The organism is Streptomyces sp. NPDC026672, assembly GCF_040638185.1.
Lineage (GTDB): Bacteria > Actinomycetota > Actinomycetes > Streptomycetales > Streptomycetaceae > Streptomyces.
This window is the reverse complement of the sequence record NZ_JBEZXS010000007.1, coordinates 238,374-264,887: the sequence shown is the minus strand read 5'-3', so window position 1 is coordinate 264,887 and position 26,514 is coordinate 238,374. Positions and strand designations below refer to the sequence as shown.

The following is a 26,514-nucleotide window of genomic DNA, read 5'->3' as shown; positions in this document are numbered from 1 at the left end:
TGCAGCGCTCAGATCTCTCTCCGCGGGAGCGCCTGCTGGGCGTGTTCGACGCGCTCAACGCGTCGGAACTCCGGGTGAACTCCTCACCGATCATCCGCGGCTGCCCCTTTGTGAACGCTGCCGTCGAGACGGCCGATCCCGATGCCGCAGCGCACGAGATCAGCCGCCGTCAAAAGCTCGCGTTCGTGCGACGCGTCGCAGACACTGCCCGCGAGGCCGGTGCCCTGGAGCCCGATGCTCTCGGCCGGCAACTCGTACTGCTGCATGACGGAGCAGCGGCGCGGGCAGTCGTGATGAACTCGCCGGAAGCAGCGTCAACCACGCGTGACATCGCCGCCGTCGTCATCGACAGGCATCTCCAAGCGATCCCCGCGGAATAGGCACAGCGAAGGCATACGGGCTGACGGTGAGAACAAGGAGGGAGGAACGGGCAGGCCACCTCGCGCTGGAGCAAGTGGGCTGATGCGTGAAAACAGGCCGGGCCGCCTGCGCACTGCGGCGGGCGGTCCGACCCGGTGGGTGACGAACATCGGTCCTGGTGTTCGTCTCTTGAGTGAACGGGGCAGCGACGAGCTGATTCGGAACGTGGGCCAGGTCGACCGGGACCCGTCATGATCAGACCAGTTCCAGACCGCCGTCGATGGTGAGGACCTGGCCGGTGAGCCAGCCTGCGGAAGGGTCGGCCAGGCGTACGATCCAGGCAGCGACTTCCTCCGGCTCGCCACGGCGACCGAGCGGGATGCGCGCCGCTTCCTCTCGTTTGACCTGCTCGACGGTCGCCTTGGGCAGTCCGGCCGCAGCGAGTGCTTCGGACTCCGTCGGTCCCGGGGCGAGCGCGTTGACTCGGACCCCCGTAGCGGCGAGCTCCACAGCCCAACTGCGCGTGAGCTGCTCCAACGCAGCCTTGGAGGCCGCGTAGTGGGCAGCGCCGGGCAATGGCCGGTGGCCAAAGGTGCTGGAGACATTGAGTATGGAGCCGCGGGTTCGGCGCAGGTGTGGCAGCGCGGCACAGGCCAGCAGGCTCGGGGCCGTGACATTGAGATCGAACAGAGTGGTGATGGCCTCCGCACTGGTTTCGGCCAACGGCATCATCTTGGTCGCACCGGCATTGTTGACCAGCACATCGAGGTGGCCCCAACGATCGATCGCGGCGTCGATGACTGCCGCAGCCGCTCCCGAGGCACGTATGTCGGCAGAGTGGACGGCGATCCGAGGGCTTGCGGTGGCGGTCTCCTCGAGTGCGTACGTGCGGCGTCCGACAGCCAGGACGTGTGCGCCGGCGTGCGCGAAGGCGTGGGCCGCCGCCCTTCCGATGCCGGAACTGGCACCTGTGACGACAACTACCCGGTCAGTGAACTCGGAGGACTGATCAGCCATGACGCCGCCTTTGTTCGAAGTTCGTTGAACATCGAATAACGTACCATGGGACCATGAAACAGGTGCGGCACCCGGCCCCGGACGACATCACTCTCATCGAGGTGATGGGTGCGCTCGGCGATCCCATCCGACTGGGGCTGGTGCGTGCGCTTGCCGACGGCTGTGAACGCGGATGGGGCGAACTCCGTGCGCCGGTGGCCAAGTCCACCCTCAGCCACCACCTGCGCGTGTTGCGCGCCGCGGGCGTCACCCGCACCCGGCAGGAAGGCACGCGCTGCTTTGTCACGCTCCGTCGTGACGACATCGACGCCCGTTTCCCCGGCCTGCTGAACGCCGTCTTGAGCGCGGCAACCCGAGATGACGTCGGTGCTGAGGTCGGCCTCGGTTGAACGACTCCCCGGCAGTTCTGTTCGGTGTCGGGGGCGGTCAGAACGGTGGATCTGCCGGAGGCCGGCAACTGGCGGCGCCCGGTTGATGCGCTTGTGGTGGTGAGAACGGCTCCGAGAACGCCCAGGGGAGGGCGATCTACGAGAGTGCGAGGGCTGAACCGGCCTTTCACTGGTCCCAGGCCATGTTCCAGCCGTTGAGGCCGTTGGCGGGGGCGATCGTGTGGTCGTGGGAGCGCTCGACCACGACCACGTCACCGAGCAGGGAGTTGTTGTAGAACCACGACGCGTCCTGCCCGGAGTCACCGCCGCCACGGACGTCGTTGAGGCCCACACAGCCGTGGCTCACGTTGGCATGTCCGAAGACGGAGTCCGGCGCCCAGTAGTTGCCGTGGATGAAAATGCCGGAGGTGGACAGGCGCATCGCGTGGGGGACGGCTCTTGGGGAGCGCGCAACCGGGGCAAGGTCCGCTCGACGCGCTCCCGGGCGATCCGATGTTCGCTCTGCGCGCTGACCGCTACTGGGCACGACCTCGAACCGGTCGTCAGCGCTCTCGGCCGCTGGGGCACCGCGCAGCTCGGAGATCCCCGACCGGAGGAGATCGTGACTCCCTCCGCGGTCGCCATGGCCCTGCGTGCCGCGTTCGACCCGGCCGCCGCGACCGGAGTGACCGCGTCCTGGGAGCTGCACGCCCATGACATCGTCGTTCATGCGGAGATCACCAACGGTTACCTGACGGCCGGAATCGGTCCGCCTGAGCAAAGTCCGGATCTCACCATCACATTCCAGGTCGAAGACCGTGCTGACCCCAGCCGCCGCCTGACCGTTGCGCCGGGATGCCTCCCCTCTCGCCGCGGTGTTCGGGATCGCTCCGTCGTTCCTCAACCGATCCGCCAGGAACGGAGCTTCTTCGGGTTTCGGACTGCCCAGACATGCCTGATCCGGTCGTCGACGATCTCGAACGCGAACACGGTCACGATGTCGCCGTCTTGCTGCGCCACCAGGCCGGGCAGGCCGTTGACGGTGCGCTCCAGGAACGTCGTGCGGTCGCCCGACACACGGGCGATCTCGGCGTAGGCATGCGCAATCCGTTCACCGCCCACGATCGGGTGCAGATGGGTGACGGCCAGCCCACCCCCGTCCGCGGTCGCGGTGGCGTCGGGGTCGAGCAGACTGATCAGGGCGTTGATGTCCCTGGCCTCCCACGCCGTTCTGAACCGCCTGACTATGTCGGCCCGCCCCGCACCCGGGCCGACCGGTGTCCGCGCGGTGCGGATGCGACGGCGGGCGGACGAGGCCAGTTGACGGCACGCCGCGGGCGTACGGCCGACGATCTCGGCGACCTCGCCGAACGGGTAGCGGAAGACGTCGTGCAGGACGAACGCGACGCGCTCGGCCGGTGTCATCGAATCGAGGACGACCAGGAAGGCCATCGTCACCGACTCGTCGAGGGTGACCCGATCTGCAGGGTCGGTCCGGCCGCCGAAACGCCCGGTGATCCACTCCGTGGGGTCGGGCAGCGGTTCCGGGATCCAGTCGCCCACGTACGTCTCCCGCCTGGCCCTCGCCGAGCCGAGCAGGTTCAGGCAGATGCGGCCGGCGACCGTCATCAGCCAGGCGCCGGGTGCCTCGATGGCCTGCTGCTCCCGTGCCGACATGGCGTACCAGCGGGCGTAGGTCTCCTGCACGACGTCCTCGGCATCGGCAAGGGACCCGAGGAGTCGATAGGCGAGGTTGATCAGCCGGCGCCGCTCGCTCATGATCACGCTGAGGCCCGGATCGCTCTGATCTTCGCCGGGCTCGGCTCTGGTGGTCATGGTCCGACCGCCCCCCTCACTCGCTTCTGTGCCTCTACCCGTTACGACAAGACAGCCCGCCGGAATGTGAGGCGGCGCGTCGGCCTCACATTCCGGCGGGCTGCGTTGTCGTAACCGGTGAGGACGACGACAAGAGGGAGAGGGGCCTTCGATGAACGACTTCCAGACCATCGCGGACCGCGTCGAGATCGAGGCACTGCGCGGCGAGTTCACCGATGCGGCGATGATGCGCGACCGCCCCCGCCTGGCATCGTTGTTCACACCGAACGGTGCCCTGCGCATGCCCAACATCCCCGCAGTACAGGTCGGCCGCGAGGAGATCCTTGCCGGGGGCGAGCGGCTGCAGAGCCAGTGGGACTTCTTCGTGCAGACCACACACCCCGGCACGATCCTGCTCGACGGCGACACCGCGACCGGCCGCGCCTATGTCCAGGAACTCGCGCGCGCCCTCGACGGACGCCAAGGACTGAACTACGCCGTGTACCACGACCGCTACCAACGCACCGTGGAAGGCTGGAAGTTCGCCGAGCGAGTGTACGAGGTCAGGTACCTCGACACCTCCCCCCTGGCGGGTACGGCCCCCCACACTGCGGAGGGCTCCGGAACCAACGCGGCGGACGCCACGGCCACTCCGGCCCCGGCCGCCTCCTTCGCCGATCCGGCACCGGCCGAACGACTGGAGCGGGCAGCGACCGCGCTGCGTGCCAACGGCTTCGCCGTCGAGGTCCTCGACGACGCCGCGGCCGCGCGCGCCCGCGTCAAGGACCTGATCCCCGAGGGCGCCGGCGTGTTCACCGGAGCCAGCGAGACCCTCCGGCTGTCCGGCATCGACGACGACATCAACGCCGGCGGCCAGTACGACGCCATCAGGCCGCACGTCCTGACCATCGACCGAGCCACCGGCGCCGACGAGATCCGAAGGCTGATCGCCAGCCCCGAATTCGTCGTCAACAGCGTCGCGGCAGTCACCGAGACCGGCTCGCTCGTCCTTGCCTCGGGCAGTGGCAGTCAGCTCCCCGCCAACGCGGGCGGCGCCGCCCACGCGGTCTGGATCGTCGGTGCGCAGAAGGTGGTGCCCGATCTGAACACGGCGCTGCGCCGCGTCGAGGAGTACGCCCTCCCCCTGGAGAACGCCCGTGCCCAGGCGGTCTACGGGATGCCCAGCGCCGTCAACCGTCTGCTCATCCTCAACGCGGAACCCCACCCTGGGCGCGGCACCGTGCTGCTGCTCCGAGAAGCCATCGGATACTGACCCGGCCCGGAGTCCGTGCGCCCCACAGTCCCAGCGGACAGCACGTCGGCCCGCAGATGCCATCCAAACTGCCTCACCATGCCTTCGGCGAGGCAGCGCCACCAACGGATAAGCACCCATCCCGGGAAACAGGTTGAACTTCGCCTCGGGAAATCCCAGGCGGGCGCCTTCTTCTGCGATGAGGAAGTTGTGCGTCAGAGCGCACTCGAACCCGCCGCCGAGTGCGTCGCCCAGGACCAGCGCCAGGGTGATGGCCTCCGTGCCGAAGCCGTGCATCGCCTCATCGATGCAGCCCTGCGGCCCGTCACCGGCGCCGACAAGGTGCTCCGCTACATCACCGGCACCGCCAAGAAAGCCAACGCCGCGTTCACCGCCGGGCCGGCGACCGTCAACGGCAACCCCGCCCTCACCCTGCGCCTGGGCGGTGTGCTCGACGGTGTGCTCACCTTCCGCGTGGAGGACGACCACATCACGGGGCTCTACTACGTCCGCAACCCCGAAAAACTCACCCGCGTCGAGTCCGAAACCCCCCTCACCTCCCGGTGACCGACCGCCGTCCAAGGTGCGCGACGCGGTCGACAACCTCACCAGCGGTCTGCCTCGGCCGTGCCGGGGAGCGTCTCGACCGGTCCGGTGGGTCAGGGTCGGTTGTTGAGGACGGGGGCCAGTTGTCGCAAGTGGTCCAGCTGCTCGTCCACTGTGTCGGCGATCGGCTGGACCGCCACGTGGTCGGCGCCTGCCTGATGGTGGGCCCGGATGCGTGTGGCCAGGGTCTCGGCGTCGCCCCAGGGCACGATGGCGTCGATCAGGGCGTCGCTGCCGCCGTCGGCGAAGTCGGCGTCGGTGAAACCGAGAGTCCTCAGTGTGCCCAGGTAGTTGGGCAGAGTCAGGTAGAACCTGGCGTAGTCGCGGCCGACCCTCCTGGCCCGCTCGGGGTCGGTCTCCAGGACCACGGCCTGTTCCGGGGCGAGCAGTGGCTTGGGGCCGAGGACGCGGCGGGCCTCTGCGGTGTGCTCGGGTGTGGTGAAGTAGGGGTGCGCGCCCTGGGTGCGAGCGGCGGCGAGCTCCAGCATCTTGGGTCCCAGGGCTGCCAGCACCCGCGGTGGCGCCTCCAGCATCGGCACCGTGGTGGTGGTCGCGTCCATCCCGTCCAGGTAGGCGCGCATGGCGGTGACGGGCTTGCCGTAGTCGTGGCCCCGCTTGGTGACCAGCGGCATGTGGCTGACGCCGAGGCCCAGTACGAAGCGGCCGGGCCAGGCCTCGGCCAAGGTGGCCGCGCCGTTGGCCGCACTGGTCGCGTCCCGTCCGTAGATGTTGGCGATGCCGGTGGCGACGACCAGGCTGGTGGTCGCGGACAGCAGGAGGGCCGCATGGGTCAGCGCCTCCCGGCCGTCCGTGGTCTCGCCGAACCACAGGGCCCGGTAACCGAGTTGCTCGATCTCCGCGGCCGCGCGGCGCTCTTCGGCGGCGGAGACCGACGACAGCGAGGCAAGCCATACCCCCGTACTGCCCAGGCGTTCCTTGAGGACGGCGGGGTCGAGGGTGCTGGGTACCAGGCGTTCGGCCATCTCGGCGCTCTTTCATGTGTCGTATCGCGGTGGGACAGGGCAGAAGAGGTGTCCGCCGGTGCGGCGGCCCTCGCGGACTCGGTGGGGCAGGTCTGTTTCGATCCCCCACGAGACGGCTCGAGCCCTCATGTTCCGGCGGTCGGCAGGGAGCGTGCGCGTGACACGCCCCGCCGGCTCACAGATCCGTGACGCGGAGCCCGGCGTGTGCCTTGTAACGGCGGTTCACCGAGATCAGATTGGCGACCAGCGACTCCACCTGGTGGGCGTTGCGCAGCCGCCCGGCGAAGACGCCGCGCATGCCGGGGATGCGCCCGGCGAGCGCCTGCACGATCTCGACGTCCGCGCGCTCCTCGCCGAGCACCATCACGTCGGTGTCGATCTCGTTGATCTCCGGGTCCTGCAACAGGACGGCCGACAGGTGGTGGAAGGCGGCGGTGACCCGCGCGTCCGGCAGCAGCGCGGCGGCCTGCTCGGCCGCGCTGCCCTCCACCGGCTTGATGGCGTACGCGCCCTTCTTGTCGAAGCCGAGCGGGTTGACGCAGTCGACGACCAGCTTGCCGGCCAGCTCCTCGCGCAGCGCCTCCAGGGTCTTGCCGTGGCCGTCCCACGGCACGGCGACGATCACGACGTCACTGCGGCGCGCGCACTCGGCGTTGTCCGCGCCCTCGATGCCGTGCCCGAGCTCCCCGGCGGCGGCCTGCGCGCGCTCCGCGGCCCGCGAGCCGACGATCACCTTCTGGCCGGCCTTGGCGAGGCGGTAAGCCAGGCCCTTGCCCTGCGGTCCGGTCCCGCCCAGGACGCCCACGACCAGTCCGGAGACGTCGGGGAGGTCCCAGGGGCCCTTCGCGGGGGCCTGCGCAGCACTGTCGGTAGAGGTCATGAGCCGACCCTACGTCCGGCTCCGCCTTGGTCGATGCGCGACTTTCCACATCACGGAGACCCGCCGGAAATGTCTCGCGGCCCGGGTCCTTGAACCGGCGGAAGGTACTTCGACGGCCTGGGACCCCAAGTAGTTGCCCTTGCATCAGGACGAAAAGGGCTCGTGCCGCCGCTGGTGACTACCGGGCGGTAACGGCCGAGAATCGTCCAGGACCAGCCAGGTGGACCGTGCGTGCCGCTCGGCAGGAGGGCGAGGGGCTGGTTACCCGAGGGAACAGGTTGACCGAATCGTTCCCTACAAGGACATTCCGTGACGGCGTTAGGGTGCAATCAGTTTGCTGTGCAACGGGGGAAAACAAATGCATCGAGGTCCCACACTGTCAGACGGTCCGTCTACGCTGGGAACGTTCAGGACATCCGGGGAGGAAGAGGAGCAGGGCGGAAGCAGCGGCCGGGGCGGCCGTAGGTCGCGGCACACGCCCCTTCGTTATGTCAGAAACGTGCCGACGGAGCGCTGGCGGGACGCTGCCGTCGCACTCCTGCTGTTGTGCATGGCCTACGCTATGCTCCCGCTCCGTGACCTGCCACCGACGGGAAGCGCCGCGTCGAACGCCGGGCAGCTGCCGGCGCAGGTGCTCGTCTGGAGCCTGCGGCTGATACCTCCCGTCCTGCTGCTGCCGGTCTACGTCACCCTGGCCGGCCGGTTGCGCGGCACGCACGCGATCTCCTGGGCGCGGGCGCGGGTGCTCCTGGTGGGCGCCCTGATGCTCGCGCTGTTCCTCTTTTCGGCCCCCCTGGGCGCCGCGGCGCTCTGCTTCGTCGGCGGACGCCTGCTGTTCAGGCTGGACCCGACCGACCGCCGGTCCCCCGACGCGCCGGAGGACTCGGCCGACCTTGAAGACACGGCCTGCTCCGAGGACTCGGACGGCCCCGAAGACTCAGCCGACTTGGAGGACTCGGACGGGCCGGGGGCAGTGGCCCGCGCGGAGGAGCGCTGCCGACTGCACCGGGATCTGCACGACGGTCTGACCCCCGTCCTGACCGGGGTCAGGCTGTTGCTGGACACCGCGGCACGCCGGCTCGACCACGACCCGCGCGCCCGCACCCTCGTCGAGGACGCCGCCGAGGGAGCCAGCCAGGCGATGGCCGAGGCCCGCAGGGTCATCGACGGGCTGCGCCCGGCCGACCTGGACAAGGCCCGGCTCCCGGGCGCGCTCGGACGACTGGCGGCGCGCATGACGGGACCGACGACCACGGTGCTGGTGGTCGAGGACCCCGGTCTGCCGGTGCCGCTGCGCCCGGCGACCGAGGTCGCCGCCTACCGCATCGCCGCCGAGGCGGTGACCAACGCCGTCCGGCACGCGCGGGCCCGCCGAGTGGAGATCCGGCTGCGCGCCGCCCCGGACGTCCTGGTCCTTGACGTCGTCGACGACGGCGTGGGACCCGCGCCGGGCGTGAGCCCGCGGAAGGGCACCGGGCTGGTCTCGATGGCGCGGCGCGCGGCGGACGCCGGCGGCTGGTGCGCGGTGCGTGCCGGGGCGGGCGCCGCTCGCGGGACGGACGTCCACGCCGAGTTGCCGCTGAGCCCTCGGTGACGCCGCGGGTGTTCCTGGTGGACGACCACCCGCTGTTCCTGACCGGTCTGCGCGTCGCGCTGGAGGACGCCGGAATCACCGTGGTCGGTGAGGCGCACACCGGGAAGGAGGCGCTGGACAGCCTTCGGGCGCCGGAGTTCGCGGCCGACGTCGTCCTGGTGGATCTCCAGCTGCCCGACCGGTCGGGCCTCGACGTCATCCGTTCGCTGGTCTCCGACGCGGAGGCGGGGGCGCCGACGCCGTACTTCCTGGTGCTGTCGGCCTCCGAGAGCGACACTGCGGTGGTCATGGCGCTGCGGGCGGGAGCGCACGGCTATCTGGTCAAGGAGACACCGCGCGAGGAACTGATCCGGGCGGTGTGGGTGGTGGCCGGGGGCGGTGCCGCCTTCAGTCCGGTGGTGGCCGCGCGGCTGGCCCCGCTGTTCTCCGCGGTGCACGAGCTGCCCAGCCGGGCCGCCCTGCCCGAACTCACCGACCGGGAGCGGCAGGTCCTCGATCTGGTGGCCCGTGGGCACAACAACCGGCGGATCGCTCGCGCGCTGACGCTGTCGGAGAAGACGGTGCGCAACCACGTCTCGCACGTCTTCACCAAGCTGGGGGTCGGCGACCGTGCCGCGGCGGTGGTGCTGGCGCGTGACGCGGGTCTCGGTCAGTGAGTGACCGGGCCGGTGTTCCGCGCCGGGGCGACCAGCCCGGACTCGTAGCCGACGATGACCAGTTGGGCCCGGTCCCGGGCGCCGAGCTTGCTCAGCAGGTGCCCGACATGGGTCTTGACGGTGTGCAGGCTGACCCGAAGGTGGTCGGCGATCTCACGGTTGGAGAGCCCCCGGGCGACCAGGGTGAGCACCTCCCGCTCGCGCTCGGTGGTGCCGTCGAGCGCGCGGGAGGGCCTGCGGGACGGCTCGGGCCGGTTGGCGAACTCGGCGATCAGACGGCGTGTCACCGAGGGCGCGAGGAGGCCCTCCCCCGCCGCGACCACGCGTACGGCGGTCAGCAGGTCCGCCGGCGGGGTGTCCTTGAGCAGGAATCCGCTGGCGCCGGCCCGTAGCGCCGCGTACACGTAGGAGTCGAGGTCGAACATGGTCAGGATGAGCACGCGTGGCCCCTCGGCGGGAGCGGCGGCGCAGATCAGACGGGTCGCTTCGATGCCGTCCGTGCCTGGCATGCGGACGTCCATCAGGATCACGTCGGGGCGTTCAGCGGCGGCCAGTTCCACGGCCTGTGCGCCGGTGGCCGCCTCGCCGACCACCTCCAGGTCCGGCTCCGCGTCCAGCAGCATCCGGAAGCTGCCGCGCAGCAGCGCCTGGTCGTCGACGACCAGCACCCGGACGGTCTCGCTCACGTGAGGTCCTCCTCGCTGCGGACGGTCGGCTCGTAGGGTATCCGGGCCAGCACCCGGTAGCCGCCGCCCCGCCGGGGACCCGCCTCGAACACGCCGCCGCAGCCGGCCACCCGCTCCCGCATGCCCACCAGTCCGAGTCCTGTCGTGGGCGCGCCGCGGCCCGGTCCGGTCCGGCCGTCGTCGGTGATCTCGGCCGTGACCTCGTGCCCGTCCGCCGTGACGAGCACTCGGCAGTGTGCCGGGGCCGCGTGCTTGACCGCGTTGGTGAGCGCCTCCTGGACGATGCGGTAGACCGTCAACTCGGTTCCTCCGGGCAGCCGTTCGGTGCCGGTGACGGTCAACTCGACGTGCAGGCCCGCCATCTCGGCCTGCTCCACGAGACCGGGCAGGCCGTCCAGCACGGGTACGGGACGCAGCTCGGCCTCCTTCTCCGGCTCCTGCGTCCGTAACACGCCGAGCAGTTGCCGCAGTTCGCCCAGCGCGCCCCGGCTCACCGTCTCGATCGCCGCCAGTGCCTCGTACGCGACCTCCGGGCGCTCGCGTCCCAGGTGGTTGGCGACGCCCGCCTTGACCGCGATCACCCCCATGCTGTGCGTCACCACGTCGTGCAGCTCCCGGGCGATCCGCAGCCGTTCCTCGGCCACCGCGCGCTGCGTGACCTGGTCGGCCAGCCGCACGGCGGAAGCGCGGCGCTCCCGCACGGCACGGCCCACCGTCCACGCCCCGCCCATCAGGGCGCATCCCACGATCAGCAGCGGGGTGCCGTCCTGCCACCGCCCCGGTGAGCTGCCCAGGGTCGCCGCCAGCAGGGCCAGCAGGCTCACCGCGCCGATCACCGGGGTGGGCAGCCAGCGCCGCCGCGGCTCGCCGACGGCGACCGTGTACAGCGCGAACGACGCGGCGACGAACGGCTCGGGCACGTCGCCGTAGTAGGCGGAGAGCACGGACGCGGTGAGGACCAGCGCGAACACACCGCGCGGCCACACCCGGCGGACGGCTCCGGGCAGGCCGATGCCCGCCGCCAGCACCAGCGGCACCCACAGCGGCGCCGTCCCCGCGGCCGGCGGCCGCTCGTGGGCGGAGACCGTGAGCCCGGCCAGCACGGCGGTGAACAGCAGACAGGCCGCGGTGTCGGCGGCGATCAGCCCGCGACGGCCGAGCGGTGGCACGGGCGGCCACCGGGGATGCAGGTCGTCCATGTCCCGACCGTAACGGGGTGGGCCGCCGTCGCGCCTCGGCCGACGGTATGTCACTCCCCGGTCTGACGCCGGGTGTCCCGGCGGTCCGTCCTCGTCCCCGGGACCTACGGCGGGAATCGGAGGCCGGTGCGATGTGGAGCCGCCCGCGGTGCGGGAGCGTGGACGTCATGATCGAAGTGCGTGAACTGACCAAACGCTACGGGCCCACCGTCGCCGTCGACGGGCTGTCCTTCCGCATCGAACCGGGCCGGGTCACGGGCTTCCTGGGCCCCAACGGCGCGGGCAAGTCCACCACGATGCGCATGATGCTGAACCTGGACCGGCCCGACGAGGGCAGCGTGCTGTTCGACGGCCGGCCCTACCGTCGTATCGGCGAGCCGCTGCGGCACGTGGGGGCGCTCCTCGAGGCACGGGCGCTGCACGACGGCCGTACCGCGCACGACCACCTGTGGTGCCTGGCCCGCGCGAACCGCATCCCCAGGCGGCGGGTGGACGAGGTGATCGGGCTGGTGGGACTCGACGACGTGGCCCGGCGGCGCGCGGGCGGCTTCTCCCTGGGCATGGGCCAGCGGCTCGGCATCGCCGCGGCGCTGCTGGGCGACCCCTCCGTCCTGCTGCTCGACGAGCCGGTCAACGGCCTCGATCCCGAGGGCATCCTGTGGATCCGCACGCTGATGAAGCGGCTGGCCGCCGAAGGACGCACCGTCTTCGTCTCCAGCCACCTGATGAGCGAGATGGCGATCACGGCCGACCACCTCGTTGTGATCGGCCGGGGCCGGCTGCTCGCCGACACCGGCATGGAGGACTTCATCGCCCGCAACTCCCGTGCCCAGGTGCGGATCCGCACCTCCGAGCCGGAGCGGCTGCGCGAGGTGCTGTCCGGCGCGGGCATCAGCGCCGAGGCCACGCCTGACGGTGCGCTGGAGGCGAGCGGCGCCCAGCCCGCCGCGATCGGCTCGCTGGCCGCGGCCCACGGGATCACGCTCGACGAACTGAGCCCGCGCTCGGCGTCCCTGGAGGAGGCGTTCATGCGGCTGACGGCGCAGGCCGTGCAGTACCGCGCGGCGGACGCGGAGGCCGGGCGGAAGGAGACACGGGCATGAGCAGGTCGTCCCTCCCCGCGGTCCTCGCAGCCGAATGGATCAAGATCCGTTCCGTACGGTCGACGCCCTGGACCCTGGCCCTGGCGTTCGTCACCACCGTCGGCCTGAGCGTGGCCTTCGGGTTCGCCGTCCGCGACCTGATGGCCAGCGACCCGGTGGACAACTACGACCCGGTCGCCACCGGCCTCAGCGGACTCCTCTACACCCAGGTCGTGCTGGTCGTCTTCGGGGTGCTGGTGGTCAGCACCGAGTACACCACCGGCATGATCCGGGCCTCCCTGACCGCCGTGCCCTCGCGCGGGCTCTTCTACGGCTGCAAGGTGCTCGCCGGTACCCTGGCCGCGCTCGCGGTGTCGGTGGTCACGGTGTTCGTCACGTTCTTCGCGGGCGAGGCGGCGATCGGCAGCCGGTACAACGCCTCGATCCAGGACCCCGGGGCGCTGCGCGCGGTCCTCGGCACGTGCGCCTACCTGACGCTGCTCACCGCGTTCTCCATGGGCGTGGCCGCGATGCTGCGCAGCTCGACGCTGTCCCTGGGCATCCTGATCCCGCTCTTCTTCGCCCTCTCCCGTCTGATCGGCAAGATCCCCGGGCTGCTCACCGTCACCCGGTACCTGCCCGACCAGGCCGGTCTGCGGGTCATGGCGGTCGTTCCCCAGGGCCCGGGACCGGGACCGGTCGCCGGGCTCCTGGTCCTGCTGGCGTGGACCGTCGCGGCGTTGCTGGGGGGCTACCTCGTACTGGTCCGCCGCGACGCCTGACCCGGTCGGCGCAGGGACACGGATGGTGCCGGCACCCCATGTGCCCGGGACAGTGGGCTGCCTAGCTTCGGCCATGTCAGCGAGGACCGGACACGGCGGCCCTCACCTCTTCCTTCACGGGACGGAGATCACGCATGACCGAGAACGAAGGCATCTACGAGCCGCCCACCCTCACCGAGCTCGGCGACTTCGCCGACCTCACCATGGGCCTCCCCAACGGGAACGACGACTGGTTCGGCCTGTACGCCTGGCTGGGCTGACGCCATCCGCCCGATGGCCGGGGGCCGCTGCCCCCCGGCCATCGGTGCCGTCCTGCGGATCCCCACGGAAGGGCAGTCGACCGCCATGACCACGGACTTTCTCATCCTTCCCGACTGCGACGGGGCGGCGGGCGCGGCCCGGCGTGCCGTCACGGCCGGTGCCGGCCAGGTCGTCCCGCACGCTTCCGGACGGCCCTGGCTGGTGCCGGCCGGCCCCTGGGGGCGGCGGGACCTGACCCTGGTGAGCGCCGGTGACCGGCGGCTCGGCGTCGTCGGCCGTACCCGGCTGGATCCGGACGCGGTGACCCGGGCGCTCGGCCGGGCGCGCAGCCCGTACGACCTCGACGCGGTGGCCTGCGCGCTGCCGGGCGGTGTACACCTCAGCGTGTCGTTCGACGGCAGGACCCGCAGTCAGGGTTCCGTGTCGACGGCACGCCAGCTCTTCCTGGCGCGGGTCGACGGGGTCACCGTGGCCGCCACGACCCCGCGTCCGCTCACGGCCCTCACCGGCGCCGTCCTCGACGAGGAGACCCTGGCCCTCCAGTTGGTGAACCCGGTGGTGCCCTGGCCACTGGCCCTGCGCACGCTGTGGACGGGCGTGACCCAACTGCCCTCCGGGCACTGGCTGGAGACCGGCCCCGACGGCGCGCACCGTACGGTGCCCTGGTGGCAACCCCCGGCCGCCGAACTGCCGTTGGAGGAGGCGGCCGACGGGTTGCGCGAGGCACTGCGCGACGCGCTCGCCGTACGCGCCGGCGCGGGCGACGGCATCGGCGCCGACCTGTCCGGCGGGCTGGACTCCACCAGCCTGTGCTTCCTGGCGGCGGAATCCGGGGCCCGGCTGCTGACCCACCACTGGCGGCCGCGGGACCGGGGCAACGACGACACCGTCTGGGCGCGGCGGGCCGCGGAGCGGCTGCCGCACGCCCGGCACGAGGTGTTCGAGGCGCGTGAGGCGCCCGGCTGGTTCGCCCACCAGGAGGATCCGCACGGCCTGCGGGACGACGTCGAGGGCCTGTCCGCGTGGAACCGCAACCGGACGCAGATGGAGCACCTGGCCCGGCTGGACGCGGCGGACGGCTGCGACGTGCACCTGATCGGGCTCGGCGGCGACGAGTTGTTCGGGGTGATCCCCACCTATCTGTGGACGCTGGTGCGCCGCAGTCCGATGCTCGGGCTGCGGGTCGTACGGCGGCACCGGGCCGTGAACCGCTGGCGGGCGGGGGCGACCCTGCGCGGACTCGCGGACCGTTCGACCTTCGCCGATTCCCTGGCACGGGCGGCGGATCTCCTCCAGGCGCCCCAGCGCGGCGCGTTCGAGCCCGCGCTGGAGTGGGGCTTCGCCCCGCGGCTGCCGTCCTGGGCCACTCCGGACGCGGTGGGCACGGTCCGCCGTCTGCTCCGGGAGGCCGCCGACGGCGACCCGGCGCCCCTGGGCCCGGACCGGCTGACCCACCAGATCCTGGAGCTGACCGTGCTGGCCGGCTGCACCCTGCGGCAGATGCGGCTGGGGCTCGCGCCGTTCGGCGTGGAGTGGGACGCCCCCTACCTCGACGACCGGGTCGTCGAAGCCGCCCTGTCGGTACGGGTCCAGGACCGGGTGACCCACGGACGCTACAAGCCCGTGCTCGGCGCGGCCCTGCGCGGTGTGGTGCCGGAGGAGATCCTTCAGCGGCGCAGCAAGGGCGAGTACACCGCCGAGGTGTACGACGGGCTGCGCCGCAACCGCCGTTCGCTGGTCGGGCTCTGCGACGACCTGCGCCTGGCCCGGCTTGGCCTGGTGGACGCGGACCGGTTGCGTGCCGCCCTGCTGGCTCTCGGGCCCGAGAGCCGCCATGTCAACCCCTTCTACAACACCCTGGCCCAGGAGGTCTGGCTCCGCTCGCCGAGCGCCACGGCCGATCTGGACGGGGTCCCGGCAGGAGACCCGCGATGACTTTCGCTCTGACCTCCGACGTCACCCTGACCGACGTCGAGGACGGCCTGGTGCTGCTCGACCAGCGCGACGGCCGGTACTGGCACCTCAACGGCACCGGTGCCGCGGCGCTGCGCATGCTGCTCGACGGCAGTTCCCCCGAGGACACGGCCCGGCGGCTGGGCGAACAGGGCCCGGAGGCCGCCGGGCGGGCGCTCTCCGACGTGCGCTCCCTGGTGGAGGCGCTGCGCCGGGCGCGTCTGGTGGTGGCCCGATGAGCATGCCCGTGACGTACGAGCCGGGGGTACGCCTTTCCTGGCACCGGCATGTCACCGCGCGCTGGGCCGTGGTGACGGCGCGTCTGCTGATCCTGCTGCCGCCGCGCCGGCTGGCCGGGGTCCTGCGGCTGCTGCGCACGGGGGCCCGGCCGGCCACCGCGGCCCAGGCGCTCGCCGCACGGCAGGCGGCCGTGACGGTCAGCGCCCGGTGCTCCGGACAGGGCTGTCTGCAACGGTCGGTCGCCGCCGTCCTGTTGTGCCGGCTGCGCGGCAGGTGGCCCGACTGGTGCACCGGCATCCGTACGCAGCCCTTCCGCGCGCACGCGTGGGTGGAGGTGGACGGGGTCGCGGTCGGCGAACAGGGTGACATGTCGCCGTACCACACCACCATGAGCGTGCGGCTGCGTCCGGGGCGACGTCCGTGACCGCGGCCGGGGCACCGGCCGTGCTCGCCGAGGGACTGCGCAAGACGTACGGCGCCGCCACCGCGGTGGCCGGGCTCGACCTGGTGGTGCCCGCGGGGCAGGTCTTCGGCTTCCTGGGTCCCAACGGCGCCGGGAAGTCCACCACCATCGCCATGCTGTGCACACTGCTGCGCCCGGACGCCGGGCGCGCCGAGGTCGGCGGACACGACGTGCTGCGTCACCCGGACGAGGTGCGCCGCGCCATCGGGCTGGTGTTCCAGGAGACAACCCTGGACCAGGACCTGACGGCCGAGGAGAACCTGCGGTTCCAGGCGGATCTCTACGGGGTGCCCCGGGCCAGGGCCCGTGCGGCGATCGACGGTCTGCTCGGCATGGTCGGTCTCGCGGAGCGCCGCAGGACGCCGGTGCGGGCGCTCTCCGGCGGGATGCGGCGACGGCTTGAGATCGTCCGGGCGCTGCTGCACGCGCCGCGCGTGCTCTTTTTGGATGAGCCGACCACCGGGCTCGATCCGCAGAGCCGGGCCGTGGTGTGGGAGCACCTGCACCGGCTGCGGCGCGAGCAGGACATCACCGTGTTCCTGACCACGCACCACTTGGCGGAGGCGGAGCACTGCGACGGGATCGCGATCATGGACCATGGCCGGCTGGTCGCGCAGGGCACGCCCGAGGAGCTCAAGGCCGCGGTCGGTCCGACCCTCGACGACGTCTTCCTGCACCACACCGGCCGGACCATCCGGGACGAGGTCCGGGCGGCCGACTGGGCGGGGGCGAGGGGATGACGACGTTCACGGCCGTGCCGCCGTCCACCGGGAGCGGGATCGCGCGGGACCTGCGGACGGTGCGTGTGCTGTGGCAGCGGGAGTTGATCCGGTTCGCCCGGCGCCGGGTGCGGATCGTCATGGGGCTGGTCAGCCCGCTGATGTTCCTGCTGGTGCTCGGCACCGGGCTCGGCTCCGCGATCGGCGACGGCCGCGACGCGGGGAGCTACCGCGCCTACCTCTTCCCCGGCATGCTGCTGATGGCCGCGCAGGCACCGGCGCTCGCCGTCGGCGCGTCGATCCTGTGGGACCGGCAGTCCGGGTTCCTGCGGCAGATGCTCGTGGCCCCGGTCCGCCGTCCCGCGCTGATCGCCGGGATCTGTCTGGGCGGCGCCAGCACGGGCGCGGCCCACGGCGCGCTGGTCCTGGTGCTCGCCGGGACGGCGCACGTTCCCTACGACGCCCGGCTGCTGCTCGCCCTGGTCGAAGTGGGCCTGCTCTCCTTCGCGTTCACCGCCCTCGGCGTCCTCATGGCGGTGTGCGTACGGCGGCCGGACACCTACCAGGTCGTCGCGGGACTGTTCCTCATGCCGCTGCTGTTCCTGTCCGGCGCGCTGTTCCCGGTGGGCCGGCTGCCGGCCTGGCTGAACGCGGCGGTGCTGGCCAACCCGCTGACGTACGGCATCGACGCGCTGCGCCGCACCCTGTCAGGTCCGCTGGACCTCGGAGGGGTGGCACGCGGGCCACGCTGGAACGGCTGGCAACCACCGGTCGCCCTCGAACTGGGTCTGGTCGCGTTGCTGGCCACCGTGGTGCTGGCGGTGGCCACCTACCGGTTCTCCCGCACGACCTGAACAGTCCCGGCCCACGTCCGGACCGGCACGGGGAGGTGTCGAAGCGCCCCCAGTCGCCGGGGTCGGCACGGGCCGGCCACTGCCTCGCCCGGCGGGCCCCTCGTCCAGGTGCCTGCTCGCCGGCGCGTGCCGGCCCGTGGACGAGGGGGGCCGCCAGGACCCGGGCGCACTCCAGGACGTACTCAGATGCCGGTGCGCTCGCCGCTCTGCCCGTACGTGTCACCGAGCTCGGCGCTCACCGTCTCAGCCGATGCCCTTGGGGAACGGAACGGACTGGAAGTCGCCGTCGAGTTGCCGTGCGGAGCGCCGCAGCCAGTACGCCGCCTGCACGATCACGACCTTGCGCGGCAGCGGTGGGTTCGGTGTCTGCGAGGCGGGCCTGGCGATGGACTGCAACGCCCAGGCGAAGCCCTGGAGCGGGGCGATCTCGGCCCACCGCTCGCGGTCGATGCCGAGCAGCATCATCGCCCTCAGGTAGGCATGCCACGTGTGGTAGCCCTGCGGCCCGTCCATGGTGTGCACCGGGGCGCCCACCGAGGCCCGGCGCGGGTCGTACAGGATGCCCTGGCCGAAGTCGGACCAGGCCGTGGTGAGTCGGGGGTCCCTGCGGTGGTAGAGGGAGTCCACGACGTCGAGTTGCATGCGGGAGAGCACTCGCAGGGGCTGCTCGATGGGCTGTGCCCACGTCCGGTAGTTCCCCGGGTACTCGGGCAGCTTCGACATGGCCAGCCAGGTGTCCTTGATGCCCAACTCCAGGGACCCGGCGTACGCGATGACCGCCCGGTACGCGTCGAGCGTCTCCTGGGTCGGGTGGTAGAGCGACACCTCGTCCATCTGGTACCAGAACTCGTTGGCCCTGCGGTCGCCCATCATGCCGGGCACCGGCGGCAAGGGGGCTCCCCCTCGTTGTCCGTCGGCCGCCGCCGGACGGGCCACCGTCGCGGTCAGGCCGACGGCCAGCGCCGCCCCGGCGCCCGCACGCAACAGCTCGCGCCGCCCGACGGGGCGGGTCGTCCTCCGGGTCATGTTCACTCCTCGGGTCATGCTTCGTCAGGCCCTGGCGGATGCCAGGACCGCTCATGGAGATTCGGGGGGCCAGTGGCTGTGCGGCGGGGGGCTAACTGCGTTGCAGTTCCGCCTCGATGTCGTACCGCTGCACCCAGGAGACGTCCTCGACCAGGCCGCGGACGCTCCCGCCGGCGCCCGGCCCCGCGAGCCGCCCGCTGCCGCCGTCCCGGGCGCCGAGCTGCACCCGCGTGGTGTGCGGTCGGCGCAGGCGCTCGTAGTGGCGCAGCGCGGGGACGGCACGGCCGGGACCACCGGCCCCGGCCAGACAGTGGGCCAGGGCCACACCGTCCTCGACGGCCTGGTTCGCGCCCTGCCCGTGGTGCGGGAGCATCGGGTGGGCGGCGTCACCGAGCAGGGTGACACGTCCCGTGCCCCAGGAGGCCAGCGGCTCGCGGTCGTGGAGGGTCCAGCGGTGGGTCCCGTCCACCGCCGCGGCCAGCGACCTGACGTCGGGACACCAGTCGGCGAACGCGGCACGCAGGTCGGCGGGGTCCCCCACCGCGCTCCAGGACTCCCGGTCCCGCCGGGTGGCGGGGAGGATCGCCACGTACGCGATCTGCCGCCCGGCGCGGACCGGCGCGCACAGCAGGCGCGCGGTTGGGCCGGACCAGACCAGCAGGGTGTCGTTCGGCAGGCCGGGCACCGCCTCGTGGGGCAGCACTCCGCGCATGGCGACGGTGTCCGTGAGGACCGGTGTGCCGGGGCCGCCGTGCAGGGTGGCGCGGACCACCGAGTGCACCCCGTCCGCGCCCACCAACACGTCCGCCTCGGTGGCGGCGTGGCCCGCGAAGTCCAGCCGGACCACGTCGTTCCCGGCCGTGAAGCCGGTCAGCCGGTGCCCTGCTCGCACGGTGCCCGGGGGCAACCGGTCGAGGAGCATCCGGTGCAGGTCGGCGCGGTGGACGGTGTAGTAGGGGGCGCCGAACGAGTCCGCCCAGGAGGCGCCAATCGGTTGCCGCACCCGTACCCGGCCGTCGTGCCAGTCCCGCACCTCCAGCGCGACCGGACGTACGGCCACACGCTCCAGTTCGCCGACGAGGCCCAGGCGGTGCAGCAGACGGCTGCCGTTGGAGCCCAGGTGCATGCCCGCCCCCACCTCGCCCGGCTCCGGGGCCTGCTCGTAGAGCTCCACGGCCAGGTCCCTGCGCGACAGCGCGAGGGCGGCCGCCAGTCCTCCGATCCCCGCGCCGACGATCGCCGTCCGCACTGCAGTCCGCACCACGAGACGTCCTCCGTTCCCCCGTTGCGGCCCGACGCTAGGCGACTCCCTGTCCCGGGCACCTGGGTACCGGGTCCCGTGCCTGTCCCACACGGGACTGCCGCCGGAGGGCCGGGGCCCGGTGCAGTGACCGGGAACGTTCGCCGGGACGGTGGAACAGCGGGAAATACGGGGACCGTTCGGTAATGTGCGTGACGACCTCCGGCCCCTGATCCCAGAGGACGGACCACGAGACGGACGGGGGAACACCGATGACGACCGCTCACGCCTTGTCCGGTGGCGAGAGCAGCACACCGCCGGAGAGTGACACGGTCATCGCCGTACGCGAGCTGTGGATGCGCTACCCCGGCCAGGACGTACTGAAGGGCGTCGGCTTCACGGCCCGGCGAGGTGAAGTCGTCGTGCTGCTCGGCCCGAACGGCGCGGGCAAGACGACCACGATCGAGGTCTTGGAGGGCTTCCGGATGCGCTCGGCCGGTGACGTGACCGTCCTCGGCACCGATCCGGCTCGCGGGGACGAGCGGTGGCGTGCGCGCCTCGGCATCGTGTTGCAGTCCTGGCGCGACCACGGCAAGTGGCGGGTACGGGAACTGCTGTCCCATCTCGGCTCGTACTACGCGCCGTACTCGACCCCTCTCGTGCGGCGCCCGTGGGACGTTGACGAGCTCCTCACCGCAGTGGGGCTGACCGGGCAGAAGGACAAGCGGGTTGGAACTCTGTCCGGCGGGCAGCGCAGGCGTTTCGACGTGGCCGTCGGCATCGTGGGCAGACCCGAGCTGCTGTTCCTGGACGAGCCGACGGCAGGTCTGGACCCGGAGGCCAGGAACGAGTTCCACGGCCTGGTACGCGGGCTCGCGGACGAGAACACCACCGTTCTGCTGACCACGCACGACCTCGCCGAGGCGGAGAAGCTCGCCGACCGGATCCTCATCCTGGCCGGTGGCCGCATCGTGGCCGATGGCTCGGCCCAGGAGCTGTCCCGGCAGGTATCGGCCGAGGCCACCGTGCGCTGGACTCGGGACGGGCAGCCCTTCGAGCGGGCGACGGCCGAGCCCACCCGGTTCGTCCGTCGGCTGTTCGAGGAGCACGGCGAGGCGATCGGCGGGCTGGAGGTGCGCCGGGCGAGCCTGGAGGACACCTACTTGACGATGGTGCGGGAGCTGGAGGCGGGGAGCGTCCCCGGTGAGCGGGCGGCGCAGGCTTTCGGGGAGGGATCGCGATGAGTCCGGTGTGGTACGCGGCGGGAATCGGGGTGCGGCGCGGCTGGACGGAACTTCGGCAGACTTTCACCACCGGTCAGGACGTGTTCGGGTACGTGCTCTGGACGGTCCTGCTCATCGTGCCGCTGTTCTTGGTCAGGGACGCTTCGCTGAAGGGCGCCGGCATCTCGGCCGGCGCTTTCATGGTGCCGAGCATGGCGGGGATGACCCTTGCGTTCACCGGGGTGATGACCACGGCGCAGCTCCTCGCGACCGAGCGCGAGGACGGCACCCTGCTGAGGGCCAAGGCAGTGCCCCACGGCATGGTCGGCCACCTGGTCGGAAAGATCATCATGGTGTCGGGGACGGCTCTCGTCTCCATGGCACTCCCCTTTGCCGTGGGCGTGTTCCTGGTGGACGGGGTTGCCCGGCAGGGCGGCGGAGCGTTGCTGGCGCTGGTGTGGGTGGTGCCGCTGGGCCTGCTGGCGACCCTGCCCATGGGCGCTGTCATCGGCTCATTCGTCGGCAGTCCGCGCACCGTCGGATTGCTGACGCTTCCGGTGATGGGGCTCGTCATGATCTCGGGGATCTACTTCCCCCTCTCGAAGCTGCCCGAGTGGCTGCAGACCGTCGGGCAGGTCTTCCCCGTGTACTGGCTCGGCCTCGGTCTCCGGGCCGCGTTGCTGCCGGCCGAAGCGGTCGCCGCCGAGATCGGCGAATCCTGGCGGCACCTGGAGACGGCCGGGGTGCTGGGCGCCTGGGTGGTCGCGGGGCTGCTCCTCGCACCGTCCGTCCTGCGCAGGATGGCCCGCCGCGAGTCCGGGGCCGCGATGGCGGAACGGCACCGGAAGGCGATGCAGCGGGTCGGTTAGTGACGTGCCAGGGGTGTCGGTCCGGTTCTTGGCCGGGCCGCACTGGACATCGGAGTTGGCCGGGGTGAACTGCCGCGACGGACCGATGTGCGCCTCGATCGGGTTGGCCCGGGAGGCGAAGGTCGGGGCTCCGTCGGGGCGGGATGACACCCCTAGGTCCGACCCGCGCTGTCCCCGGTCGCCGTGGTCTTCGCGAAGGTGGGGAGGTCGACGTCGTGGACGCCGACCCTCGCCCCCACCAGCACCCACGTGGCCACCGGCTCCGCTCCCGGCATGTCCGGGCTGCAGATCAGCAGGTGGGCGCCCGGCTCGGTGGCGGTGAGCCGGTAACTGCCGTCCTTGCCCGTACGCGTGTGGTCCTGCTGCACCCCGCGGGTGTCGGCCAGCGTGAGCAGGGCGGAGGCGGGTGTCCGCCCGGCGTGGCGGACCCGGCCGTGCAGCACCGGAACCGAGGGAAGTTCATGCTTCGGGGCGGTCTCGGTGACACCGCCCAGCGAGACCAGTGCGTCGTGTAGATGGCCCAACTCATGGACGAAGTGGCGCAGTCGCGGATCGACTCCGTCTCCGACGTCGACCCCCGAGAGCAGCTCGGTCGTCGCGGCGGAGCGACTCGGGTCGATCCGTGGCTCCTCCGCGTACAACTCGTCGATCAGGTCGACGATCCGCTCGGTCACGTGCGCGAGGATCGCATGGGCGTGAGTGCGGCGCGGGCCGTTGTCTTCGGCGGTGAGGCGGGCGAGGCCGCGGGAGTGATGGGCCAGTGTCGTGTAGATCATCAGCCGTCGCCCCCCGGCCCCGTTCCGCGGGAGCGGAGCCGGTCGCAGGAACGCCGTGCCGAGCAGCAGCAGTTGGTGCAGTCGGGCGTCCAGTGCGCGGGAGGCGCCGCTGAGGTCGCGATCGGCGGCGGGGTCGCGGAGCACCCGGGTGATGCCCTCCATCAGTTCGCGCAGACTGCCGAGCAGGGCGCGGCGGGCGGCGAGAGTCACCGACCGGGTTCGGACGGGCAGCACGAGCAGTGCGACGGCGATGCCGACCGCGCCGCCCAGCGCGGTCTCCTCCAGGCGCAACAGCATCAGGTCCGGGGTGTACGTGCCGAGCACGGCGAACATCTCGCCCAGCATCAGCGTGATGAAGAAGGTCATCAGCGCGTACGACAGACGCAGGACGTAGAAGGCAGCGAAGATCGACACAAGCATGAGCGGGAGGGCGATCTCGGTGCGCCCGCTGGTGACTGCGGCGAGCGGAACCGCCGCGCACAGCCCGACGAGGGTGCCCAGGACCCGGTGCGCGGCCTTCCGCGCGGTCTGCGCGGCTGTCGCGGTGCCGGTGAAGGCCAGGTAGCAGGCGAGTACGGCCCACGGGTACCGCTGCCCCGAGATCGTGTTGCCGAGGGCGACCGCGAGTCCGGTGGCCACCGCGACCTGCACGGCCTGCCGAGTGGTGAGCGACAGCCGTACCCACCAGGGCCCGGTGCGGTCCGCCAGCATCTTCGAGACGGTTCCGGTCGAACCGGGAATCGCGCCCGCGAACAGACGGACGGCGGGTTCGAATCCGGACTCGCCGTAACGGGCGGGTTCTCCGGCGGGGCGGGAGGCGAGGCGGTCGTGATGGCCGTCGGCCAAGCCCTGTGCTGCGGCGGCCAGTCGGCGGAGAACACCGGCGAGGGTCGGTGGGGCCTGTCCTGCACGCGCGCCCCCGGTCGCGCCGGCGGCTCAGGAACCGAGGAACACCGTGCACGTGCCCGAACGTTCGAAGACCGCTCCGACGACCTTGGGCAGCTTCGACCCCTTCGCCCGGAGGTAGGCCGGGCCGGCATCCGGTGTGAACCCCGCGTCCACGACGTCCGTCAGTACTTCGTCGGGGGTCTCCTTCCCTGCGGGAGCGAGCCGGTTGTCCTGGACGAACGTCGGAACACTGTCACAGGGCATGGAGAACCGGACGTTGAACGGGTATCCGTCCAGAGCCTTGAGGGCACCGTAGGCGATGTCCTCGGTGCCCCTCGGCAGGCGAACACCGTAGTCGGACAGGGCCTGTTCGAGGCTGACATCGGCGGCGTCCGACGGAGACTCGTGCGGGAACGGTCCGGCGTGCTCGGCGGAGTGCAGACCGTCCGGGTCACAGGCGGCCAGACCTCCGACAAGCACCACGCCCGCGAGCAGCGTCGTCGTACGCGGCAGTCGGTTGAACACGATCTCTCCCAGCCGATGTCGAAGTCACTGGAGTCCTGTGCCAGGACGGCATTGAGGTGCCCACGATAAAAGACCTTGGTCATGCTGCGGGACACATCGTTGTGTACCGCTGGTGTGTGACGGCTCAGGCTCCCGAAGTCCAGCTCGACACTGCTCATCGGCCGACACCTGCCGCACGTCCATTGACCCATTCCGTTTCTCAATGCCATGAGCGACAGGTGTTGGACTTCTGGATCGGTGATTTCTAGGCTCGGGCAGGGCTGGGTTTGCGTGCGAGAAGACCTCGACCGCTTGTCTTCCAGTACCGGAGGAGATGTCCGATGAAGCAACGCACGATCGGCGGACGGACCGTTTCGGCGATCGGGCTCGGCGGCATGCCGATGTCCATCGAGGGCCGTCCCGACGAGCGCAGGTCGCTCGCGACGATCCACGCCGCGCTCGAAGCCGGTGTCACGCTCATCGACACGGCGGACGCCTATCACCGCGACGCAGGCGAGGTCGGGCACAACGAGGAACTCATCGCTCGGGCTCTGCGCGCGGACGGCCGGGGCCCGGACGACGTGCTCGTCGCGACGAAGGGTGGCCATCTGCGGCCCGGCGACGGCAGTTGGACGGTGAACGGCGATCCGGCCTACCTCAAGCGGGCCGCGAAGGAGTCGGCCAAGCGCCTGGGTGTCGAGGCGATCGGTCTCTACCAGTTCCACCGCCCGGACCCGAGTGTGCCGTACGCCGATTCGATCGGTGCGATCCGTGATCTGCTCGACGAGGGTGTGATCCTCATGGCGGGCATTTCGAACGCGACCGTGAACCAGATCGACGAGGCGAACGAGATCCTGGGCGGTCGGCTCGTATCGGTCCAGAACCAGTTCTCGCCCAGGTTCCGTTCCAGTCTGGGCGAGTTGGAGCGCTGCGCCGAGCTGGGCATCGCGTTCCTGCCGTGGAGTCCGCTGGGCGGCATCACGAACGCTCCCGAACTCTCGGCGCGCCACGCCGCCTTCCGCGAGGTCGCCGACGAGGTGGGTGTCAGCGTCTACCGGGTGACCCTGGCCTGGGAGCTCGCCCTCGCGCCCGTGGTCGTCCCGATTCCCGGGGCCTCTCGCCCCGAGAGCATCCGTGACTCGGTGGCCGCCACCGACGTCGTGCTCACCCCGGAGCAGATCTCCCGCCTTTCGGCGGCATGAGGCGCCCCGTACCGGCACCTGACACCACCGACCGAAAGGACCCGATCGTGAAGACGTTCAAGCTGCCCGGCACCGAAATGGTCGTCCCGAACATCGTGCTCGGCCTGATGCGCATCCAGGACAAGAGCGACGAGGAGGTGCGGGAACTCGTCGCCACCGCGTTGGACGCCGGCATCACGTTCCTCGATCACGCCGACGTGTACGGCAGCGAGCTGCACGGTTGCGAGCGCCGCTTCGCCGAGGCGATGCGGCTGAGCTCCTCGCAGCGCGAAAAGCTGATCATCCAGTCGAAGGCGGGCATCGTCCGCGAAGGCCCGTACTTCGACTTCTCCTACGAGCACATCGTCGAGTCGGTGGAGGGGTCTCTGAAGGCCCTCGGCACCGACTACCTCGACATCCTGCTGCTGCACCGTCCCGACGCCCTGGTCGAACCCGAAGAGGTCGCGCGTGCGTTCGACGAGTTGTCCGCGGCAGGGAAGGTACGGGCCTTCGGCGTCTCGAACCACACGCCCCGGCAGATCGACCTGCTGCGCCGCCACGTGAGCCAGCCGCTGGTGGCCAACCAGCTCCAGCTGTCGATCACGCACGCCCCGCTCATCGCGCAGGGTGTCGCGGCCAACATGAAGGGTCTGGAGCAGTCGGTCAGCCGTGACGACGGGCTCCTGGACTACTGCCGACTGCACGACATCACCGTGCAGGCGTGGTCCCCGTTCCAGGCCGGTTTCTTCGACGGCCCGTTCCTCGGCTCGGCGGACCACCCCGAGCTCAACGCCGTCATCGACCGCCTGGCGGCGAAGTACGGCGTGCCGCCCCTGGCGATCGCGACGGCCTGGATCACCCGGCATCCCGCGCGGATGCAGGTGGTCATCGGTACCACCACACCGCAGCGGGTCGCGGACGCCGCCCTCGGATCGGACGTGCCGCTGACCCGCGCGGAATGGTACGAGCTGTTCCGCACCGCGGGTCACATCGTGCCCTGACCGCCGCCCCGCCCCGACGGCACGGTCGAAGCACCG

Annotated in this window: 29 protein-coding genes; 18 read left to right on the top strand and 11 right to left on the bottom strand. The window is 71.4% G+C overall.

All coding sequences use genetic code 11. From position 1 onward, the window contains the following. The first annotated feature begins 41 nt into the window (after nt 1–41). Entirely contained in the window at nt 42–380 is a 339-nt protein-coding gene (locus AB0F77_RS11155) for a hypothetical protein (protein WP_361945147.1), read from the top strand. 235 nt (nt 381–615) lie between these two features. On the opposite strand, the gene AB0F77_RS11150 is transcribed toward AB0F77_RS11155, so the two are convergent. After that, complete coding sequence (locus tag AB0F77_RS11150) at nt 616–1,377, bottom strand: SDR family oxidoreductase (protein WP_361944982.1); 762 nt, start codon at nt 1,375–1,377, stop codon at nt 616–618. 53 nt (nt 1,378–1,430) lie between these two features. On the opposite strand from AB0F77_RS11150, the gene AB0F77_RS11145 reads away from it, so the two are divergent. Then, on the top strand, nt 1,431–1,766 hold the full coding sequence (locus AB0F77_RS11145) for an ArsR family transcriptional regulator (protein WP_361944979.1): 336 nt from the start codon (nt 1,431–1,433) through the stop codon (nt 1,764–1,766). 166 nt (nt 1,767–1,932) lie between these two features. On the opposite strand, the gene AB0F77_RS11140 is transcribed toward AB0F77_RS11145, so the two are convergent. After that, nucleotides 1,933–2,460: a L,D-transpeptidase gene (locus tag AB0F77_RS11140; protein ID WP_361945144.1), complete on the bottom strand. Its 528-nt coding sequence runs from the start codon at nt 2,458–2,460 to the stop codon at nt 1,933–1,935. Nucleotides 2,461–2,645: 185 nt separating this feature from the next. Continuing rightward, the gene (gene sigJ / locus AB0F77_RS11135; protein WP_361944976.1) at nt 2,646–3,581 is read right to left on the bottom strand and encodes an RNA polymerase sigma factor SigJ; all 936 of its coding nucleotides are present in this window, start codon (nt 3,579–3,581) and stop codon (nt 2,646–2,648) included. 151 nt (nt 3,582–3,732) lie between these two features. Here sigJ and AB0F77_RS11130 point away from each other — a divergent pair, with 151 nt between their 5' ends. Further along, the gene (locus AB0F77_RS11130) at nt 3,733–4,833 is read left to right on the top strand and encodes an LUD domain-containing protein (protein ID WP_361944973.1); all 1,101 of its coding nucleotides are present in this window, start codon (nt 3,733–3,735) and stop codon (nt 4,831–4,833) included. A gap of 189 nt (nt 4,834–5,022) precedes the next feature. After that, complete coding sequence (locus AB0F77_RS11125; protein WP_361944970.1) at nt 5,023–5,379, top strand: hypothetical protein; 357 nt, start codon at nt 5,023–5,025, stop codon at nt 5,377–5,379. A gap of 92 nt (nt 5,380–5,471) precedes the next feature. On the opposite strand, the gene AB0F77_RS11120 is transcribed toward AB0F77_RS11125, so the two are convergent. After that, nucleotides 5,472–6,401 carry a TIGR03620 family F420-dependent LLM class oxidoreductase gene (locus AB0F77_RS11120; protein ID WP_361944967.1) on the bottom strand — a complete coding sequence of 310 codons (930 nt, stop codon included), beginning with the start codon at nt 6,399–6,401 and terminating at the stop codon, nt 5,472–5,474. Nucleotides 6,402–6,576: 175 nt separating this feature from the next. Further along, entirely contained in the window at nt 6,577–7,281 is a 705-nt protein-coding gene (gene npdG, locus AB0F77_RS11115) for an NADPH-dependent F420 reductase (protein WP_361944964.1), read from the bottom strand. Nucleotides 7,282–7,831: 550 nt separating this feature from the next. Here npdG and AB0F77_RS11110 point away from each other — a divergent pair. Beyond that, the gene (locus AB0F77_RS11110; RefSeq protein ID WP_361944961.1) at nt 7,832–8,875 is read left to right on the top strand and encodes a histidine kinase; all 1,044 of its coding nucleotides are present in this window, start codon (nt 7,832–7,834) and stop codon (nt 8,873–8,875) included. After that, complete coding sequence (locus AB0F77_RS11105; RefSeq protein ID WP_361944958.1) at nt 8,872–9,531, top strand: response regulator transcription factor; 660 nt, start codon at nt 8,872–8,874, stop codon at nt 9,529–9,531. Before AB0F77_RS11110 ends, AB0F77_RS11105 begins: the two co-directional genes overlap by 4 nt. On the opposite strand, the gene AB0F77_RS11100 is transcribed toward AB0F77_RS11105, so the two are convergent. Both AB0F77_RS11100 and AB0F77_RS11095 read right to left on the bottom strand, forming a co-directional pair. Next, complete coding sequence (locus AB0F77_RS11100; protein ID WP_361944955.1) at nt 9,525–10,217, bottom strand: response regulator transcription factor; 693 nt, start codon at nt 10,215–10,217, stop codon at nt 9,525–9,527. The two genes, AB0F77_RS11105 and AB0F77_RS11100, sit on opposite strands and share 7 nt — an antisense overlap. Then, on the bottom strand, nt 10,214–11,416 hold the full coding sequence (locus tag AB0F77_RS11095; RefSeq protein ID WP_361944952.1) for a sensor histidine kinase: 1,203 nt from the start codon (nt 11,414–11,416) through the stop codon (nt 10,214–10,216). Before AB0F77_RS11095 ends, AB0F77_RS11100 begins: the two co-directional genes overlap by 4 nt. A 167-nt stretch (nt 11,417–11,583) precedes the next feature. Here AB0F77_RS11095 and AB0F77_RS11090 point away from each other — a divergent pair, with 167 nt between their 5' ends. The 8 genes from AB0F77_RS11090 to AB0F77_RS11055 all read left to right on the top strand — a co-directional run bounded on the left by AB0F77_RS11090 (nt 11,584) and on the right by AB0F77_RS11055 (nt 17,770). After that, nucleotides 11,584–12,519, top strand: coding sequence for an ABC transporter ATP-binding protein (locus AB0F77_RS11090; protein WP_361944949.1), 936 nt, complete (start codon nt 11,584–11,586; stop codon nt 12,517–12,519). Beyond that, nucleotides 12,516–13,280, top strand: a complete 765-nt coding sequence (locus tag AB0F77_RS11085; RefSeq protein ID WP_361944946.1) for an ABC transporter permease — start codon at nt 12,516–12,518, stop codon at nt 13,278–13,280. The genes AB0F77_RS11090 and AB0F77_RS11085 overlap by 4 nt, the downstream gene beginning before the upstream one ends. Nucleotides 13,281–13,414: 134 nt before the next feature. Then, nucleotides 13,415–13,540 carry a lasso RiPP family leader peptide-containing protein gene (locus tag AB0F77_RS11080; protein ID WP_361944943.1) on the top strand — a complete coding sequence of 42 codons (126 nt, stop codon included), beginning with the start codon at nt 13,415–13,417 and terminating at the stop codon, nt 13,538–13,540. Nucleotides 13,541–13,625: 85 nt separating this feature from the next. Continuing rightward, complete coding sequence (locus AB0F77_RS11075; protein ID WP_361944940.1) at nt 13,626–15,476, top strand: asparagine synthase-related protein; 1,851 nt, start codon at nt 13,626–13,628, stop codon at nt 15,474–15,476. Then, complete coding sequence (locus tag AB0F77_RS11070) at nt 15,473–15,733, top strand: lasso peptide biosynthesis PqqD family chaperone (RefSeq protein WP_361944937.1); 261 nt, start codon at nt 15,473–15,475, stop codon at nt 15,731–15,733. The genes AB0F77_RS11075 and AB0F77_RS11070 overlap by 4 nt, the downstream gene beginning before the upstream one ends. Then, nucleotides 15,730–16,158: a lasso peptide biosynthesis B2 protein gene (locus AB0F77_RS11065; RefSeq protein WP_361944934.1), complete on the top strand. Its 429-nt coding sequence runs from the start codon at nt 15,730–15,732 to the stop codon at nt 16,156–16,158. The genes AB0F77_RS11070 and AB0F77_RS11065 overlap by 4 nt, the downstream gene beginning before the upstream one ends. After that, the gene (locus AB0F77_RS11060; RefSeq protein ID WP_361944931.1) at nt 16,155–16,937 is read left to right on the top strand and encodes an ATP-binding cassette domain-containing protein; all 783 of its coding nucleotides are present in this window, start codon (nt 16,155–16,157) and stop codon (nt 16,935–16,937) included. The genes AB0F77_RS11065 and AB0F77_RS11060 overlap by 4 nt, the downstream gene beginning before the upstream one ends. Beyond that, a complete protein-coding gene (locus AB0F77_RS11055) occupies nt 16,934–17,770 on the top strand; it encodes an ABC transporter permease (protein ID WP_361944928.1) in 837 nt (278 codons plus the stop codon). Before AB0F77_RS11060 ends, AB0F77_RS11055 begins: the two co-directional genes overlap by 4 nt. A gap of 243 nt (nt 17,771–18,013) precedes the next feature. On the opposite strand, the gene AB0F77_RS11050 is transcribed toward AB0F77_RS11055, so the two are convergent. Beyond that, nucleotides 18,014–18,796: a hypothetical protein gene (locus AB0F77_RS11050; RefSeq protein ID WP_361944925.1), complete on the bottom strand. Its 783-nt coding sequence runs from the start codon at nt 18,794–18,796 to the stop codon at nt 18,014–18,016. A 91-nt stretch (nt 18,797–18,887) separates the two neighbouring features. Continuing rightward, entirely contained in the window at nt 18,888–20,060 is a 1,173-nt protein-coding gene (locus AB0F77_RS11045) for an FAD-dependent monooxygenase (protein WP_361944922.1), read from the bottom strand. A 248-nt stretch (nt 20,061–20,308) separates the two neighbouring features. Between AB0F77_RS11045 and AB0F77_RS11040 the strand changes: the two genes are divergently transcribed. Further along, complete coding sequence (locus AB0F77_RS11040; protein WP_361944919.1) at nt 20,309–21,280, top strand: ABC transporter ATP-binding protein; 972 nt, start codon at nt 20,309–20,311, stop codon at nt 21,278–21,280. Then, nucleotides 21,277–22,128 (top strand): ABC transporter permease, encoded by an 852-nt coding sequence (locus AB0F77_RS11035; protein ID WP_361944916.1) that lies wholly within the window; start codon nt 21,277–21,279, stop codon nt 22,126–22,128. Before AB0F77_RS11040 ends, AB0F77_RS11035 begins: the two co-directional genes overlap by 4 nt. Before the next feature lie 152 nt (nt 22,129–22,280). Here the strand turns inward: AB0F77_RS11035 and AB0F77_RS11030 are convergent, their stop codons facing one another. Together AB0F77_RS11030 and AB0F77_RS11025 are read right to left on the bottom strand one after the other, a co-directional pair. Beyond that, complete coding sequence (locus AB0F77_RS11030; RefSeq protein ID WP_361944913.1) at nt 22,281–23,750, bottom strand: FUSC family protein; 1,470 nt, start codon at nt 23,748–23,750, stop codon at nt 22,281–22,283. Between the two features lie 90 nt (nt 23,751–23,840). Then, nucleotides 23,841–24,317 carry a hypothetical protein gene (locus tag AB0F77_RS11025; protein ID WP_361944910.1) on the bottom strand — a complete coding sequence of 159 codons (477 nt, stop codon included), beginning with the start codon at nt 24,315–24,317 and terminating at the stop codon, nt 23,841–23,843. Between the two features lie 320 nt (nt 24,318–24,637). Here AB0F77_RS11025 and AB0F77_RS11020 point away from each other — a divergent pair, with 320 nt between their 5' ends. Next, nucleotides 24,638–25,498, top strand: coding sequence for an aldo/keto reductase (locus AB0F77_RS11020; RefSeq protein WP_361944907.1), 861 nt, complete (start codon nt 24,638–24,640; stop codon nt 25,496–25,498). 47 nt (nt 25,499–25,545) lie between these two features. Beyond that, on the top strand, nt 25,546–26,478 hold the full coding sequence (locus AB0F77_RS11015; protein ID WP_361944904.1) for an aldo/keto reductase: 933 nt from the start codon (nt 25,546–25,548) through the stop codon (nt 26,476–26,478). The last annotated feature ends 36 nt before the right edge of the window (nt 26,479–26,514 follow it).

What these genes read in the sequence shown, in the direction of transcription:
- AB0F77_RS11150 (WP_361944982.1), bottom strand. Translation starts at nt 1,377, where the DNA reads ATGGCTGATCAGTCCTCCGAGTTCACTGACCGGGTAGTTGTCGTCACA.
- AB0F77_RS11145 (WP_361944979.1), top strand. Translation starts at nt 1,431, where the DNA reads ATGAAACAGGTGCGGCACCCGGCCCCGGACGACATCACTCTCATCGAG.
- AB0F77_RS11140 (WP_361945144.1), bottom strand. Translation starts at nt 2,460, where the DNA reads ATGGGCGTGCAGCTCCCAGGACGCGGTCACTCCGGTCGCGGCGGCCGG.
- sigJ (WP_361944976.1), bottom strand. Translation starts at nt 3,581, where the DNA reads ATGACCACCAGAGCCGAGCCCGGCGAAGATCAGAGCGATCCGGGCCTC.
- AB0F77_RS11130 (WP_361944973.1), top strand. Translation starts at nt 3,733, where the DNA reads ATGAACGACTTCCAGACCATCGCGGACCGCGTCGAGATCGAGGCACTG.
- AB0F77_RS11120 (WP_361944967.1), bottom strand. Translation starts at nt 6,401, where the DNA reads ATGGCCGAACGCCTGGTACCCAGCACCCTCGACCCCGCCGTCCTCAAG.
- npdG (WP_361944964.1), bottom strand. Translation starts at nt 7,281, where the DNA reads ATGACCTCTACCGACAGTGCTGCGCAGGCCCCCGCGAAGGGCCCCTGG.
- AB0F77_RS11110 (WP_361944961.1), top strand. Translation starts at nt 7,832, where the DNA reads ATGGCCTACGCTATGCTCCCGCTCCGTGACCTGCCACCGACGGGAAGC.
- AB0F77_RS11095 (WP_361944952.1), bottom strand. Translation starts at nt 11,416, where the DNA reads ATGGACGACCTGCATCCCCGGTGGCCGCCCGTGCCACCGCTCGGCCGT.
- AB0F77_RS11090 (WP_361944949.1), top strand. Translation starts at nt 11,584, where the DNA reads ATGATCGAAGTGCGTGAACTGACCAAACGCTACGGGCCCACCGTCGCC.
- AB0F77_RS11085 (WP_361944946.1), top strand. Translation starts at nt 12,516, where the DNA reads ATGAGCAGGTCGTCCCTCCCCGCGGTCCTCGCAGCCGAATGGATCAAG.
- AB0F77_RS11080 (WP_361944943.1), top strand. Translation starts at nt 13,415, where the DNA reads ATGACCGAGAACGAAGGCATCTACGAGCCGCCCACCCTCACCGAGCTC.
- AB0F77_RS11075 (WP_361944940.1), top strand. Translation starts at nt 13,626, where the DNA reads ATGACCACGGACTTTCTCATCCTTCCCGACTGCGACGGGGCGGCGGGC.
- AB0F77_RS11070 (WP_361944937.1), top strand. Translation starts at nt 15,473, where the DNA reads ATGACTTTCGCTCTGACCTCCGACGTCACCCTGACCGACGTCGAGGAC.
- AB0F77_RS11065 (WP_361944934.1), top strand. Translation starts at nt 15,730, where the DNA reads ATGAGCATGCCCGTGACGTACGAGCCGGGGGTACGCCTTTCCTGGCAC.
- AB0F77_RS11055 (WP_361944928.1), top strand. Translation starts at nt 16,934, where the DNA reads ATGACGACGTTCACGGCCGTGCCGCCGTCCACCGGGAGCGGGATCGCG.
- AB0F77_RS11050 (WP_361944925.1), bottom strand. Translation starts at nt 18,796, where the DNA reads ATGACCCGGAGGACGACCCGCCCCGTCGGGCGGCGCGAGCTGTTGCGT.
- AB0F77_RS11040 (WP_361944919.1), top strand. Translation starts at nt 20,309, where the DNA reads ATGACGACCGCTCACGCCTTGTCCGGTGGCGAGAGCAGCACACCGCCG.
- AB0F77_RS11035 (WP_361944916.1), top strand. Translation starts at nt 21,277, where the DNA reads ATGAGTCCGGTGTGGTACGCGGCGGGAATCGGGGTGCGGCGCGGCTGG.
- AB0F77_RS11020 (WP_361944907.1), top strand. Translation starts at nt 24,638, where the DNA reads ATGAAGCAACGCACGATCGGCGGACGGACCGTTTCGGCGATCGGGCTC.